This is a genomic window from Flavobacterium rhizosphaerae (genome assembly GCF_046000445.1).
Classification (GTDB): Bacteria; Bacteroidota; Bacteroidia; order Flavobacteriales; family Flavobacteriaceae; genus Flavobacterium; species Flavobacterium rhizosphaerae.
The window spans coordinates 93,365-109,188 of the sequence record NZ_JBELPZ010000003.1; the positions used below are offsets into that span (position 1 = coordinate 93,365).

The following is a 15,824-nucleotide window of genomic DNA, read 5'->3' on the forward strand; positions in this document are numbered from 1 at the left end:
AACATCCTCAACAAGCCATCAAACTCATAAGCCGGCATAAGGCCGCGGAAAGTGAATATCTTCGTAAATCTGTGGGTAACAGCCTGCACGATATTCGTAAAAAATTTCCCGATCTTATTAAAAAGGAAATTGATTCATGGAACCTGACTAATGCGCATACAGCGTATGTTAAAAAGATAATTGAAAAATAATAGTAAAGAAATTATTGTTCATAATATTCAAAAGCATCTATAATATCGAGATAAACCCCATCAAAGCCTGCGTTCAAAATCTTTTTCAGATAAGAAGTGTCATTTCCATAAATAATTTGCTGCCAGTCACTATTCCAGTATTTTACTTTAAAATTTCCGGTCCATTCGGGGTTTTCGGTATCAAGCCATACAGGTTTATTATTTGTCCAGCTTTGCTGCCAGTAATAACGATAATCTTCGGCTTCACCAATAGACATATAGCAAAGTACCAGCCTTTTTCCTCCATTAGCTTTAATTTTTAGCTGATTTATTTCATCCTCGGTAAACATTTCATCTTGAGTAAAAAAGAGATCCATAATCAGCAAATCATAATTAGTTGCAGTTACAGCATTAATAAAATCGGCTTTCTCCCCAAAATCTGATGGGTCAATCAAGTACAAAAAATTTTTAACCTGAGAAAGGGCTGTAACTGCCATATCATTTTCATGATGCAAAGGGTTAGGATACTCAGGAATTTTATTCAATCCTCTTTCATTAGCTGCAAAAGAAATATAACCTTCCGCTTCATTTTTCTGATAAGAGTCGTTTACCTTAGAAACTGTACCTGTATAATCTGTCACCAATATGGTATTGCCATTGTTTTTTGAAACATTTAAAAATGACTTTAAATAATTTGTCTGCTGTACCGGGGTTGCTTCATCATCGTTATTATACCCATAAAAAAGGTCTTCCTGTCCATTGCCGTCTATGGCATTTAAATAATCATGATGAGGTTCCCCAAGTATCTCCCCATTTTGGGTTACCAGCTCAATCCCATTTTGAGGCACTATAATAAAACCGGAGTTTTGATTTTTAGCATACCTACTAATACCTATCACAAATTTGCGCATTTCCTGTTTATAATCAATTTCGGCAGAATTGCCATCGTGACCGGAATCATCTTTATTACAGGAAAAAAATAAGGTACTAATCAACAGTGCAGATACAATATTTAATCTCATATATTTTAATAAATTATGGGCAATTATATTAATTAGTAAAACGGTTTTAGCACACCATATAGTATTGCTAAATTATAAAGTTGTAAAATAAAAACACAGGCTGATGAGCCTGTGCTTTTATATGGTAGTATATAAATTTGTTATTTATTCGAGCGAAAAGCTAATAGTAACATTGGCCGTAATGGTTATTTCGCCGGGAGCCAGTGTTTCCTGTTGTTTATCAGCACTCATTTCCATAGCAGCCATTCGGTACATTGGTGGGTTATATGTTTGGGTATTATCGGTTACGGTTATGGCTTTGCCTACTTTTTGCCCAAGGGCATTGGTGTAGTCCATAGCTTTTTTACGGGCATCGGCTACTGCCTTTACCCTGGCCTCGCTTTCTAATTGCTCTTGTTTAGATGATTTAAATGATACCCCGTCTATATTATTTACACCGGCATCAGTTAGCCCCATCATCAAGCTTTCATATTTAGAAAGGTCTTTAAGGTGTATTACAATGGTTTGAGCAGCTACATAGCTGTATTTTTTCTTATTATAATCATAGTTACGGTTCAGGTTTACACGTTGTGTTTGGTAATCTTCTTTTTTAAGATCCTGCGATTTTAAAAATTTTATCACCTTATCTATGGTAGCATCATTGGCTTTTTTAACCTCTGCGGCATCGGCGCCGGTATTGGTTACACCAATGGTAATATCAGCCTGATCAGGCTGTACCATAATTTTACCCTCTCCGCTTACAGTGATGGCAGGTTGTTGGTTTTGTTGCTTTATATCCTGTGCAGTGGCAACAGTACAACTTAGAACAATTAAAAAGGCAGCTAATTTTTTCATAACGTTTGTTTTTATTTTCTGTAAGAAAAACCAAAACTATGCCAAGTTTTAAATAATTACAATTTTCCGTTTTTTGCCATTATAAATAATATAATAATGGGTATGGCCAAAAGCACAACCATAAACGTATTGGTATAAAACATTTCGGGCACACGCGAAAGTGTAATAACATAACCGCCAATAGCGCCGCCAAAATGTGCTACGTGCCCAATATTATCTCTTTTGGCCTTCATACCGTATATGGAATATAACAAATACCCAATACCAAAAATATAGGCGGGTATAGGGATGGCAAAAAACAAATACAGCTTTTGGTCAGGAGCAAATAAAATAGCAGAATATAATACCCCTATTACTGCGCCCGAGGCACCAATAGCACGGTACCAGTAATCATTACGGTGAAAATACAGTGTGAGCAGGTTACCGGCTATTAAACTTGCAAAATATATAATTATAAACGACCAGATACCAATAAAATAAATAACTACAGGAGCAAAAAAATAAAGGGTGAGCATATTAAATATCAGGTGCATAGCATCTGCATGTAAAAATGCGCTGGTAATCATACGGTACTGCTCCCCCGCCCTGATACTGCCTATATGAAATTCATATTTCCTAAAAAAAAGTACATCGTTAAATCCTTTATAGCTAACCAGTGCGTTAACGGCTATAATAATAAAAACAGGTAAAAGTGCTGTATCCATAAATAATATAAAATGTAAAATTAACCAATAGCCGTTAATATGCATACTTTTGGAAAAATAAAATTTAATTGCCGATAAAAAGTATCTTTGCAAAAAAAAATCTGCATGCAGCTTATAGCATACCTGATTGTTTACCCTATACTTTGGCTCATATCTATATTGCCGTTCAGGCTACTGTATTTGCTGTCAGACGCGGTGTATGTGCTGGTATATTATATTATTGGCTACCGTAAAAAAACAGTTGCAACTAACCTTGCCCTTGCCCTGCCCTACCTTACTGCAAAAGAGCGCAAAAAAGTTGAGAAAAAATTTTACCGCCACTTTTGTGACAGCTTTGCCGAAATGGCTAAAACACTTAATATAACCGACAGGCAAATAAAAGAGCGTTTTGTGTTTACCAATTTTGAGCTTATGCATCAAAAAGAAACACAACCCAAGAGTACTGTGGTATTGATAGGACATTATGCCAGCTACGAGTGGTTGTTACTACTGCATAAATATTTAAAAATACAAAAGGGGTTTGGTATATATAAACCCATAAAAAATAAATATTTTGACAGCCTTGTTAGAAAAATAAGGGGACGATTTGGGGCAGAGCTTATCGGTATGCGTGATGTAATACCTGTAATGCGTAAAAAAGCCCGCGAAGGCGATCATGGTTTTTACGGTTTTATTACAGACCAGTCTCCCAGAAAAAAAAGCGCCATACACTGGGGTGATTTTTTTGGTATGGAAGTACCTATTTTTGTTGGCGGTGAATTGCTTGCCAAAAAAATGGGATTAAATATTATGTATGCTAAAATTGAGCGTGTAAAACGGGGGCATTATCAGTGTACTTTTATACCCGTTGAAGGCAATATTAAAGAGATACCTAACTTTGATATTACAGATGGTTTTATGCGAATGCTGGAGCAACAGATAAAAGCTGCCCCGGAATATTATTTATGGACGCATAAGCGTTTTAAGCACCGCCGTAATAACCCTTCAGCGCCTAAAGCGTAAACCAGCTTTCTATATTTACCCCAGCAGGATTATTTTTATGGGTAAACTCATTGTTCATCCTGTTATAGATATAATCGTTAGCCCATTCTTCAAAATTTTCTGCCAGTGCTTTAATGCTGTCGCATACAAAAGCTATTTCCTCATTGGTGGTTGTAGGGTGAATAGACATACGTATCCATCCCGGTTTTTCAATAAGGTCGCCCGCTGTAATTTTATTGGTAAGTTTATTAGATTGTTCCTGGTCTACATGCAACAGATAATGCCCATAGGTACCGGCACAACTGCACCCGCCACGGGTTTGTATGCCAAATCGATCGTTAAGTAATTTTACCCCAAGGTTATAATGCAAACCGCTTATGTAAAAAGAAAGTACTCCAAGCCTTTCACTATGCTGTGGCGCCAGGATATTTACGTTTTCAACATTTTGCAGGCTTTTAAAGGTAAAATCTATTATTTCTTTTTCACGTTGCAGTATATTATTAATACCCATTTGCTCTTTAAGCCTTATAGCAAGTGCCGTTTTAATAACCTGTAAAAAACCGGGGGTACCACCGTCTTCACGCTCTTCTATATTATCAAGGTATTTATGTTCACCCCAGGGGTTAGTCCAGCTCACGGTACCACCACCAGGATGGTCCGGAACCATATTTTTATAAAGCTTTTTATTAAAAATAAGCACGCCTGATGTACCAGGGCCGCCTAAAAATTTATGTGGGGAGAAAAATATGGCATCAAGATACGCTTCTTCATCATCGGGATGCATATCTATAGCCACATATGGAGCAGAGCAGGCAAAATCTACAAAGCATACCCCGTTATAGCTATGTATAAGTTTAGCTATTTCATAATAAGGCGTTTTTATACCGGTAACATTACTACAGGCTGTAACTGATGCTATTTTAAGGGTATAATCTTTATATTGCTCTAAAAGTTCTTTAAAACTATCCAGGCAGATAAGCCCCTGCGGGCAGGCCGGTATTACAACAACTTTAGCAATTGTTTCCAGCCACGAGGTCTGGTTGCTGTGGTGCTCCATGTGTGATACAAACACAACCGGCTTTTTCTCATCAGGAACAGTAGTAAACGCTTTCAGGTTTTCGGGCACTTTAAGCCCTAATATTCTTTGAAATTTATTAATCACGCCCGTCATACCAGAGCCGTCTGTAATCAATATATCATCATTACCAGCATTTACATGGCGCTTTATAATATGGCGCGCCTCATGGTAAGCTGTAGTCATGGCTGTACCAGATGCCGTTGTTTCTGTATGGGTATTGGCTACAAACGGGCCAAACTCATTAAGTAGCTTTTCTTCTATAGGGCGGTATAACCTTCCACTTGCAGTCCAGTCAGTATACACCATTTTTTTTACTCCGTAAGGAGATTCAAAATACTGGTTAATCCCTACAATATTTTTCCTGAAGGGCACAAAATATGCCTCCAGTTTACTTATTTCTGTTCCTGCTTCCTGCAACATAACTACTTAATTTTGTAGACAAATTTAATAATTTTAATCGGCTGTTATATACCAATTTCAATCTGAAAACGTAAATACCAGTTTTGCCTGTCATCACCGTTGGCAAAATCAAGGTCATTTAAGGTAAACTCTGCTTGTGCTTTAAAAGCATGCTCCCATATATATTTAGTAAGGCCTATACTATATTGTGTAGTATCTGGCGTATACCTTATAATATCATGGTCTACATTCTGGGTTGAAAACCTGCCGATAACCTCATAATTTGAGGGAAAAATATAACTCAATTGATAATCAGAACCATAGCCGGTAAAAACATATTGCACATCGGTTATATCTTCCGGGTTACACGTTACAGGGTCATTGGCAATACGCTGCATATAGGCCCACATTAACGACCATCCATCATATTTTAACATGGCATCCAGCAATATAGACTGCATATCTCTTTTCTCATATAAAAAACTGCCTAGTTGCCCTTGTGTACGGCGGGCTTTATTATTAAACTGATAAGCGCCACTAAGTAGAAATTTTGGCGTCTGTTCACGCACGAGATCTCCCTCAAAATAGGTTCCGTTTTTGGTAAATGCCCCTAAAGGAAAAAATTCAACTTTACCGGTATACGCCAGGCCATTATCAGGTTCTTCGGTACTGTTTCTCCCTTCACCCATGCTTATGGCAGCTTTAAAGTTGTACGAAAATTTATCTTTGTATTCATTTAAATTATGCGCCTGAAAACCAAAGTCTCTGTCTATGGTAAAGCGGGCATTATTAATACTTCTGTCTGTCAACTCCAAAGCTCCTGACGAATTTATACGCTGGCGGTTGCCTGGCAATTTTGTTTGCCCAAAGCCAATACTCCAATGCTCATTTGGGCGGTAAAACAAAATAGCATCGCGTATTATATTTATGTTTTGTCCCTCGTGTACCTCGCCAACATCGCCCGGTGCAAAAGAAAGCTGTATGGCATATAAAAATTTAGGGTTGCCTACATAACCATCAAACCTTAGCCTTAAACGGCGTATCTGGCCATCTATCGCTCCTTCTTCACCTTCATTCTGCAAATAGGTAATGCGGTTTTGCATCCTGAATCTGATATTGAACTGAAAAATACTGTCAGGCGATGTTAAACCAAGTCCTTTACCATAATTGTAATAAGGCAGCGCCGAAAGTTTGAGGTCATTATTGTTTTCGGCCCGTTTTAGAACATGTGCGTTAGTAATATATACCGACAATAAAAAAAATATTAATAATTTTATCTTCATAAATATAAGCTATAAGCCTTAAAGTTATGTTAACATCAATTTTTTGCAAACTTAGTATTAATTATTTTTTAAGCAATACAACCTTGATGTACCTTTGCCAAAATTTAAAATATGTCTGTAAAATACATTGGCTATCATTTTACTATAGCCCCTAAAGAGCCTGCCACCGAAATTTTAATTGCTGAGCTTGGAGAAACCCCTTTTGAAAGTTTTATAGAAACTGAAAATGGCATGGATGCTTACATACAAAAAGAACTGTGGACAGAAACTATTTTAGAAGATATACAAATACTAAAATCAGATGAGTTTGAAATTAGTTTTACAGTAGAGGAAATAGAACAGGTAAACTGGAATGAAGAATGGGAAAAAAATTTTCAGCCTATTGAAGTAGACAACACCTGTAGGGTACGTGCGCCTTTTCATGAGTACAAAGAGGTTAAATACGATATTGTTATAGAACCTAAAATGAGCTTTGGCACCGGGCATCATGAAACTACTTTTATGATGATTGAACACTTGTTAGAAACTGATGTTAAGGATAAAAAAACACTTGATATGGGTTGCGGGACAGCTATACTGGCAATACTCGCCGAAATAAAAGGTGCCACTCCCATTGACGCGATTGATATAGATAACTGGTGCTACCTGAATTCAATTGAAAATGCAGAAAGGAATAACTGCAAAAATATTACAGTATATGAAGGAGATGCAACGTTACTTAAGGATAAGAAATATGATATAATTATAGCAAATATAAACCGAAATATTCTTTTAGGTGATATGCAGGCGTATACGCAATGCCTTACTAAAGAAGGTATGCTTTTTTTAAGCGGTTTTTATGAAGAAGATTTTGAAGCTATAGACCAATCATGCCGGAACAATGGCTTAACCTTTGTTAAAAAGCTTTCTCGAAACAACTGGATTTCACTAAAATATGTAAATTAGCACTTTAATGCACAAACGTTTATACTATGAGCACAAAGGAAAAAGTTTTAGAAGAAGTCCTGGTTGAAGATAGTGTTTCTGATATTAACGAGATAGTTTTATACAATGATGAAGTAAACACATTTGATCATGTAATTGAAACACTTATACGGGTTTGTAGCCATACCGCTGAGCAGGCAGAACAATGTTCTATAATAGTTCACTATAAAGGTAAATGTACCGTTAAAACAGGAGAATATAACGACTTAAAACCACAATGTACACAATTACTTGAAGCAGGTTTGAGTGCAGAAATAGTTTAGTATCCATAAAAAACTTATTAAGGCGCCATATTGTTTGGCGCCTTTTTTATTTAAGTTATCAAATATATAATTTTATATTTCGCAAAATATTTTTGGTATAAATCATTAATTCATATAATAATTACACCTATATTAATTAAAACTAAATTGTAGAGTTAAACTTATTACTACAACAATAATAGCATTTTACAAAATTTACCTATACATTACCTCTACAATATAGTTACTACATCGTAATAATTATAAAATCATTAAAATTTAATTTCTTTAATTTCCCTTGATATACAAAGGGTTTAAGCAGGTAATACATTCCCTGAAATCAGTTGTATAGTTTGTATATATAGCTCAACATTATATCGTTTTCGTTGATTTCATAATTTTACATTTATAACCTTAAATTCATTTTTTATGAAAGTTAAAAAATTACTTATGAATAAGCTGAGCCAAGCTACATTAGCATTAGGTTTATCATTATTTACATTTAATAGTATTTCAGCCCAAACTGATTTAACTATTGATGCAAATGCTGAGTGGGTGGGCTCAATGAATTGTTTTGATCTTAGCAACAATTATTTGTGGTCTGATGCCTGGGGTTTTGATGACCTTAAAGCAGAAAAAAATACTACCAACAACAGTATTACATTATATCCTAATTTTACTTGGATAATTGGTGAAGAGAATTATTGGGTTTTGGATGGCCAGGGGCAAAAGATAATGCAGGCTCTTCCACATATTGTAAATAACGATTTAATTGGTGAAAACATTACTTTTAGTGGTAATGTTACAGAATATACCCTGGCTGCAGGTTATACAGTAAAAGCATATATTAATATGGCTACTGTTTTAGATGCAGAGCCCTGGTATATTCCGAGGGGTGAAGTAACATTCCCTATAACATCTACTGGAAATTTTACATTAACATGGAATACAGCAAATGCTGAAGGTGTTGGTGAAGCAAACCATTTAGAATATGGTTTTATTGTAACGGGTGTAAATGCAAATCCGGCAAATATGGAAGCCTTAGGCAACGTAGTTATAACAGATGATGAACCACAGGTTATTGAACCGGGAAGTACAACCGTTACATTAGATGCTACTGACCAGGCAAACATTATTGGTTATGCAAATTATTTTAATGTTGCGGACGAAACTTATTTTGGAGGAAGTGAGTACGGCTTAGCCGACTTAAGGACCGATATAAATGCAGGAAACAATACCCTGATATTATACCCTAACTTTGATAAATATGGTACTGCTGATTTTACAAATGGTGAAATGGGTAACAAAATATTTGAAGGTAATACCTATAAGCAGGATGATGCCCTAATAGGGGAAGATGTGTCATTTAAAGGGCATTGCATTAGCAATTCGTTAGCTGAAGGATATGATGCAATAGCGTTTATAAAATTATTTGACGGAGGCTACCAGCTTGTTAATTACATCCATGTTCCTTTAGTGGAGGGGGAAGACTTTACCGTAAATGTAAATGTTGCTGATTTTCCAACTACTGCGCACGTACAATATGGTTATAGCGTAACAGGCTTAAATGCAAACCCTACACAGATGGAAGCCTTAGGCAATGCAGTGGTAAGCTCTCCTACAGCAGGCATACAGAGTTTCTCTAAAAAAGCAGTTACCCTCTACCCTAACCCAGCACAAAGTGCAATTAACCTTACTTCACAAGATATTATAAGCAGTGTTTCGGTATATAACATGATGGGGCAACAAGTACTTTCTGCTACACCAGGCAAAAATGCAGCAACAATAAATGTTTCCGGATTAAACTCTGGTATGTATATTATTTCAGCTACAGTAAATGGTGTTGAAAGCACTACCCGTTTTATTAAACAATAAAACCCAAACTTAATTCCATACTTTGTGAAACCGCCCCGCCTGCAGCGGGGCGGTTTTTAATTACGATAAATCGTGTTTTATTCAATTATAAATTTTATTACATTTATTTTTATAGTTTAATACTAAATCCAACCTTATTTTGAAAAAACTATACCTAAGCATAATCTGTTTACTTCATTTATTTATTGGTATAAGCCAGGAGTTGCCCCCAATATTAAAATATAATACAGGTACCTATAATGCCGGAAACCAAAACTGGATGGCTACTCAGGATGTAAACGGTTATATGTATTTTGCCAATAATGAGGGGCTACTGGAATTTAATGGTTTTAACTGGACATTATACCCCACACCAAATGAAACTATTTTACGATCAGTAAAAGCTATAGATAACAGGATATATACAGGTTTTTATATGGATTTTGGCTATTGGGAAAGGCAGCCCGATGGTGTACTTGCCTACACGTCTTTAACATCAAAAATAAAAGATAAAATATTTGATGATGAGCAATTCTGGAATATTGAAAGGTATGACCAATGGGTAATATTTCAGTCGCTTTCACAGATATTTATATATAATACTAAAAGTAAAGAATTTAATATTATAGGCTCTGATACTGGAATGAATAAGGTTTTCCGGGTCAATAACACTATTTTTTATCAAACCTATAATTCGGGATTATACGAAATTGAAAATGGCAAGAGTAAACTTATAAGTGATACACAACTATTTAAAAAGAGTAAAATAATAAACATTTACAGCCGTGATGATGCATTACTTATACAAACTCAATATGAAGGATTTTACATATATAAAAACGGTATAGCTACAAAATGGGATATACCGGCAAATGATGAATTGACAAAAACAAGCACTTATAGCGGAGAAGCTCTGAGCAATGGGGGTTTTGCTGTTGGAACAGTTTCTAACGGAATTTTTATTTTATCTTCTAAAGGAGAGGTTAAATACCACATAACCCAAAACAAAGGCCTGAGTAACAATACCGCACTTTCACTTTTTGAAGACCGCGACAGCAACCTGTGGGTAGGGCTGGATAATGGTATCAACTGTATTAATACGCAATCGGCTGTACACAGTTTTGTAGATGATACCGGCTTTTTAGGTACGGTGTATACCTCTGTTATGTTTAAAAACATATTATATATAGGAACTAACCAAGGATTATTTTATAAGCCTTTCAAGTCTAAAGATGAGTTTAAATTTATACCCGGTACAAAGGGCCAGGTATGGTCGCTTTTTGAATATGATAACACACTATTTTGTGGTCACGATTACGGGACATTTATAGTAGAAAATAATACAGTTAAAACTATAAATGTAGATATAGGCACCTGGAAATTTACTACAATACCCAATCATCCGGACTTATTATTGCAAGGCACTTATTTTGGTGTTTCAGTATTGGAAAAAACAGCCTCGGGATGGAAATTCAGAAACCATATAGAAGGTTTTGAATACTCAAGCCGGTATCTTGAAATGCCTGAAGAAGATACTAACAGTATTTATATAGGCCATGAATACAAAGGGGTTTTCAGGATATCAGTTAATAATGAATATACCAAAGTACTAAAAACAGACACCTATAAAACACCTTCTAAAGGAAGAAATGTTAGCCTTGCTAAGTTTAATAAAGATATTTACTTTGCCTCTAAAGAAGGCTTTTTTAAGCTAGACCCAAAAACAAAAAAGTTTAACAAACAAGAGCTTATATCCGGCATTTTACAGGATGGCGAATACACTTCCGGCAAGTTAATGGTAGATAAAAATAACAGGATGTGGTTTTTTACAAAAAACTATATCAATTATTTTATTTGCGGTAAACTTAATACAGAACTTAAACATAATGTAATACCCATACCTTCTTCTATAACCAACTCTATGCTGGGGTATGAAAATATAACCCAAATAACTCCAAGCATATTTTTAGTAGGTACTACAGATGGTTATTATACTATAAACCTCAACGAATTAAAATTTAAAACCTATAAAGTTTACCTTACCGGTATAAATTATGGTACAGATACTGCTATAAAAAACAGCACACTCAATAAAGTAGGAAATTATGACCCTAAAGAGAATAATTTCACCTTTAATTATACCGTCCCGGAATACAGCAAATATGTAAATGCTGAGTTTCAATACAAATTAGAAGGCGACCACAATGACTGGAGCGAATGGAGCAACAGTCCTTCGGTAAGTTTTAAAAGCCTCCCCCCCGGTGAATATGTTTTTAAAGTAAGGGCAAAAACAGGTAATTCAATTTCGTCCAACATAGCTTCATACTCATTTATCATTGCAAAACCCTGGTATGCCACAACACTTGCTTTTATTATTTATCTGATTTTTGCTGTGATAGCTGCATTTTTAGTAAATAAAGCCTATAAAAATTATTACCATAGGCAAAAAGAAAAACTTATTGAAGAAAATAACAGGCTATTAGAAATTAAGCAACTGGAAAATGAACAGGAGCTTATGAAAATTAAAAATGTACAGCTACAGCAAGAATTCGAAAACAAAAACAGAGAACTGGCAGTATCAACCATGAATCTTATTAAGAAGAATGAGTTATTATCTATGATAAAAGACAATCTTGTTAAAAACAACGATAATGGAGAAAAAAGCATTAAGCCGGTAATAAGCCTTATTAATAAAAATATTAATGAAGATGATACATGGGATATGTTTAAGGAGGCTTTTAACAACGCTGATAAAGACTTTTTAAAGAAAATAAAAAAGACCCATCCACTTTTAACGCCAAATGATCTTAGGTTATGCGCCTACCTAAGGCTTAATTTATCTTCTAAAGAAATAGCACCATTATTAAACATATCGGTAAGGAGTGTTGAGATTAAACGATATCGTTTGAGAAAAAAAATGGAATTACCGCACGAATTAGGCCTTGTTGAGTATATACTCTCAGTGTAAAGTAACACATCATTGTTTGAAATTACCTATACAATAACTATACAAAACTACATTTATAAGGTTTTCGCCAGCGTTAAAAACAATTTTGCAACTATGCTAAATTACTGTTAACAGAGGCTTGATGGTATAGGAAACAATATAAACCTGTTTTTTTTCCAATGTATATTTAATGTAAAGGTAAATTTTGATAATAGTACAAAAAACGTGTATAATTTTATAAAATCACAAAAAACCAAATTTCTAATATGAAGTCAAAACTATTTTTAATTGCCTTTCTTCTCATCTCAGCTTTCAGTATAGCACAGGAAGTTGAAATTAGCGGACAGGTAAATGAAGAAGCTACCGGTTTGCCTATACCGGGGGTTAATGTAACGGTACAAAACTCAAACTTAGGCACTGTTACAGATATGGATGGTAATTTTACCATTAAAGTTTCTACTGGCTCTGTGGTAGAGTTTTCATTTCTTGGTTACGAAACCTACCAAAAAAAGGCAACAACCAGCGAAACTATTACAGTGTTATTAAAAGAGACAGCTAACACATTGGATGAACTGGTGCTTATTGGTTATGGTTCTACTACTAAAAAAGAAGTGACCGGAGCTGTAGGCACTGTAAGCAGCCAGACACTTGAAAAACTAAGGCCTGTAAAAGTAGAACAGGCTTTACAGGGAACAGTGTCGGGTGTAAACGTTACCACACAATCGGGTGCACCGGGTTCAAACCTTAGCATCAGGATCAGGGGTATCGGTACAAACGGAAATGCAGACCCTGCGGTAATAGTAGATGGATATTTATTACCCAATGCTGCAGACTTGGGTTTAATTAACCCTAACGATATAGAAAACATAACAGTTTTAAAAGATGCTCAGGCAGCTATTTACGGTACTATAGCAGCTAATGGTGTTGTATTGGTTACAACCAAAAAAGGACGAAAAAACCAAAAAGCACGTATTTCGTATAATGTGTATACGGGCATTCAGGAAACAACAAGAAAAATGCCTACGCTAAATGCTACAGAATATGCTGCATTACTCAACGAAAGTTATGCAAATGGCAACCAGGCAATTCCATACCCTAACCTGAATGGACTGGGTAAAGGGACTAACTGGCAGGACGAAGTTTTTGAGCAGGCTCCTATTACCAGCCATGACCTGTCATTAAGTGGTGGTACAGATAATGTTACTTATTCTGTAAGCGGTTCGCATATAGACCAGGAAGGTATAGTTGGCGGTGATAAATCAGGCTTTGAGCGTAATACGGCACGTATATCCTTAGGCGTTGATGTAAACGAAAAGCTGAAGTTAAATACCAATGCCATTTTTACACAGTTTAATAGAAAAACATTAAGCGAAAATGCTTTAGGTTCGGTACTTTTTAACACACTCAATGTACCCGCCACCCTTACACCTTATGATGAAGAAGGCGCTTATACGCTTGTACCAAGTAATACAGGTTTTGGTACAGAAATTATAAACCCTCTTGCACAAATAGATAACACTTATAACGATTATAACTACAAGAGACTAAACGGTACTTTTGGTTTGGATTATAACTTATTTAAAGGCCTTACAGTAACCGGGCGTATTGGTTTTAGTACTGCCAACGGGAGGGGAAGAACCTTTAATAAACAGATAAGCTACGGAGGTAAAATTTATGACGTACAGAGAAGCAGTGTAGATTTAAACGCCACTAATGACAACAGTTATACTTTTGACCTGTTTGCAGAGTATAAAAAGACATTTGCTGAAGCGCACGACTTTATTTTTACAATTGGTACTACCGCAATGAAAGATTGGGGCGAAGGTTTATATGCTACAGGATATGATGTTCCTTATAACTCATGGCAATATGCCGATATAAGCTTGGCGAATGGGCTTAGCGATGCCAAAACCAACAGCTCTTATGTGTATGATAACAGAAGGCTTTCACATTTTGGAAGGCTTCAGTACAATTTTAAAGGGCGCTACCTGCTTAGCGGTATGATAAGGCGCGATATGTCTACACGCTTCTCCCCTACTTACAGAGTTGCATGGTTTCCTTCAATTACCGGAGGATGGATTATTTCAGACGAACCTTTTTTTAATAAAAAAGATGATAATAGCCTTATAAGTTTTGCCAAACTAAGGGCCAGCTACGGTGTATTGGGCAGCGACAGTAATAATGGCGGTGAAATTTATCGCTCACTACTTTCCGGCGAAGCAATGTATGTTTTTGATAACACACTTACAAGCGGCGTAGCTACAGGAAAAGTACCAAACCCTAAAGGAACCTGGGAAGAAGCAAGAAAACTTGATATAGGGGCTGATGTTAATTTGTTTAATGATAAAGTAACCCTTGTTGCCGATTATTTTGTTGATACACGACATGACCTGTTAATACAAAACATACCGGTATCTGGTATTATTGGTATAGGCGCACCTGGCGCAAGCGCACCAACAGTAAATGCTGGTACAGTGAAAAATTCCGGTTTCGAGCTGGCGCTGGGCTATAAAGATAAACTGGGTAAAGATTTTAGCTTTGACGCTAATTATAATGTCACCTTCCTTAAAAATGAAGTTACCGAGGTAAATAACGGCACAGGCTTTTTTCCCGGCGGTTCTTTTGGCTTGAGTGAGCAACCTTCAAGAATGCAGGAAGGCTACCCAATAGGCTATTTTTACGGCTACCAGATGGAAGGTATCTTCCAAAACCAGGAAGAGGTTGATAATGCCCCTTCACAACTTGGTTTAGGAACAGAGGCACATCCGGGAGATATACGTTTTAAAGATGTAAATGGCGATGGTGTTATTACTCCAGATGACAAAACAGACATAGGCAACCCCATACCCAGTGCAATTATGGGCTTTAACCTGACATTTAATTACAAAAATTTCGATTTTACAACCTACGTATTCGCTTCAATAGGTAATGATATGGTTAGGGCTTATGAAAGAAATGTACCAAACGGAAACAAGCTAAATTATGTATTAAACCGCTGGACGGGTGAAGGTACCAGCAATACAGTACCAAGGGTTACTACAGGGGCAACAAATAATGCGATTTTCTCATCTTATTATGTAGAAGATGCTTCGTACTGCCGTATACAAAATATGCAGCTGGGTTATACACTAAATCCGGACTGGACAGGTAATGTACTTACAAAAGCACGTATATATGTGGCAGTAAACAACCTGTACACCTTTACAAAATATATGGGTTATGATCCGGGGGCTTCATCAGGTGCTCCTATAGGTGGTGGCGTAGACCGTGGTTTTTATCCGGTGCCAAGAATGTATATGATAGGAGCCAACATTAATTTCTAATTT

General features: G+C 36.0%; 11 protein-coding genes. 6 read left to right on the forward strand and 5 right to left on the reverse strand.

Annotation, left to right across the window (positions count from 1 at the left end; all coding sequences use genetic code 11):
- Nucleotides 1-202 precede the first annotated feature (202 nt).
- From ABS766_RS04785 to ABS766_RS04795, 3 genes are all read right to left on the reverse strand, one after another.
- On the reverse strand, nt 203-1,192 hold the full coding sequence (locus ABS766_RS04785) for an endo alpha-1,4 polygalactosaminidase (protein WP_408083982.1): 990 nt from the start codon (nt 1,190-1,192) through the stop codon (nt 203-205).
- 144 nt (nt 1,193-1,336) lie between these two features.
- Nucleotides 1,337-2,026, reverse strand: coding sequence for an SIMPL domain-containing protein (locus ABS766_RS04790; RefSeq protein ID WP_408083983.1), 690 nt, complete (start codon nt 2,024-2,026; stop codon nt 1,337-1,339).
- 56 nt (nt 2,027-2,082) lie between these two features.
- Entirely contained in the window at nt 2,083-2,730 is a 648-nt protein-coding gene (locus tag ABS766_RS04795; RefSeq protein ID WP_408083984.1) for a rhomboid family intramembrane serine protease, read from the reverse strand.
- Between the two features lie 105 nt (nt 2,731-2,835).
- On the opposite strand from ABS766_RS04795, the gene ABS766_RS04800 reads away from it, so the two are divergent.
- Entirely contained in the window at nt 2,836-3,732 is an 897-nt protein-coding gene (locus ABS766_RS04800) for a lysophospholipid acyltransferase family protein (protein ID WP_408083985.1), read from the forward strand.
- Here ABS766_RS04800 and ABS766_RS04805 read toward each other — a convergent pair.
- The gene (locus tag ABS766_RS04805) at nt 3,722-5,209 is read right to left on the reverse strand and encodes an aminotransferase class V-fold PLP-dependent enzyme (protein ID WP_408083986.1); all 1,488 of its coding nucleotides are present in this window, start codon (nt 5,207-5,209) and stop codon (nt 3,722-3,724) included. The genes ABS766_RS04800 and ABS766_RS04805 overlap by 11 nt on opposite strands.
- 44 nt (nt 5,210-5,253) lie before the next feature.
- Nucleotides 5,254-6,471 (reverse strand): porin, encoded by a 1,218-nt coding sequence (locus tag ABS766_RS04810; RefSeq protein WP_408083987.1) that lies wholly within the window; start codon nt 6,469-6,471, stop codon nt 5,254-5,256.
- A gap of 111 nt (nt 6,472-6,582) precedes the next feature.
- Between ABS766_RS04810 and prmA the strand changes: the two genes are divergently transcribed.
- From prmA to ABS766_RS04835, 5 genes are all read left to right on the forward strand, one after another.
- On the forward strand, nt 6,583-7,416 hold the full coding sequence (prmA, locus tag ABS766_RS04815) for a 50S ribosomal protein L11 methyltransferase (RefSeq protein ID WP_408083988.1): 834 nt from the start codon (nt 6,583-6,585) through the stop codon (nt 7,414-7,416).
- 26 nt (nt 7,417-7,442) lie between these two features.
- Nucleotides 7,443-7,718 carry an ATP-dependent Clp protease adaptor ClpS gene (locus tag ABS766_RS04820; protein ID WP_408083989.1) on the forward strand — a complete coding sequence of 92 codons (276 nt, stop codon included), beginning with the start codon at nt 7,443-7,445 and terminating at the stop codon, nt 7,716-7,718.
- A 408-nt stretch (nt 7,719-8,126) separates the two neighbouring features.
- Nucleotides 8,127-9,572 (forward strand): T9SS type A sorting domain-containing protein, encoded by a 1,446-nt coding sequence (locus ABS766_RS04825; RefSeq protein ID WP_408083990.1) that lies wholly within the window; start codon nt 8,127-8,129, stop codon nt 9,570-9,572.
- A gap of 139 nt (nt 9,573-9,711) precedes the next feature.
- Nucleotides 9,712-12,519 (forward strand): helix-turn-helix and ligand-binding sensor domain-containing protein, encoded by a 2,808-nt coding sequence (locus ABS766_RS04830; protein ID WP_408083991.1) that lies wholly within the window; start codon nt 9,712-9,714, stop codon nt 12,517-12,519.
- 245 nt (nt 12,520-12,764) lie between these two features.
- A complete protein-coding gene (locus ABS766_RS04835; RefSeq protein WP_408083992.1) occupies nt 12,765-15,821 on the forward strand; it encodes a SusC/RagA family TonB-linked outer membrane protein in 3,057 nt (1,018 codons plus the stop codon).
- Nucleotides 15,822-15,824 lie beyond the last annotated feature (3 nt).

Excerpts from the sequence above, each read along its gene's own strand:
- ABS766_RS04785 (WP_408083982.1), bottom strand. The coding sequence starts at position 1,192 with ATGAGATTAAATATTGTATCTGCACTGTTGATTAGTACCTTATTTTTT.
- ABS766_RS04790 (WP_408083983.1), bottom strand. The coding sequence starts at position 2,026 with ATGAAAAAATTAGCTGCCTTTTTAATTGTTCTAAGTTGTACTGTTGCC.
- ABS766_RS04795 (WP_408083984.1), bottom strand. The coding sequence starts at position 2,730 with ATGGATACAGCACTTTTACCTGTTTTTATTATTATAGCCGTTAACGCA.
- ABS766_RS04800 (WP_408083985.1), top strand. The coding sequence starts at position 2,836 with ATGCAGCTTATAGCATACCTGATTGTTTACCCTATACTTTGGCTCATA.
- ABS766_RS04805 (WP_408083986.1), bottom strand. The coding sequence starts at position 5,209 with ATGTTGCAGGAAGCAGGAACAGAAATAAGTAAACTGGAGGCATATTTT.
- ABS766_RS04810 (WP_408083987.1), bottom strand. The coding sequence starts at position 6,471 with ATGAAGATAAAATTATTAATATTTTTTTTATTGTCGGTATATATTACT.
- prmA (WP_408083988.1), top strand. The coding sequence starts at position 6,583 with ATGTCTGTAAAATACATTGGCTATCATTTTACTATAGCCCCTAAAGAG.
- ABS766_RS04820 (WP_408083989.1), top strand. The coding sequence starts at position 7,443 with ATGAGCACAAAGGAAAAAGTTTTAGAAGAAGTCCTGGTTGAAGATAGT.
- ABS766_RS04825 (WP_408083990.1), top strand. The coding sequence starts at position 8,127 with ATGAAAGTTAAAAAATTACTTATGAATAAGCTGAGCCAAGCTACATTA.
- ABS766_RS04835 (WP_408083992.1), top strand. The coding sequence starts at position 12,765 with ATGAAGTCAAAACTATTTTTAATTGCCTTTCTTCTCATCTCAGCTTTC.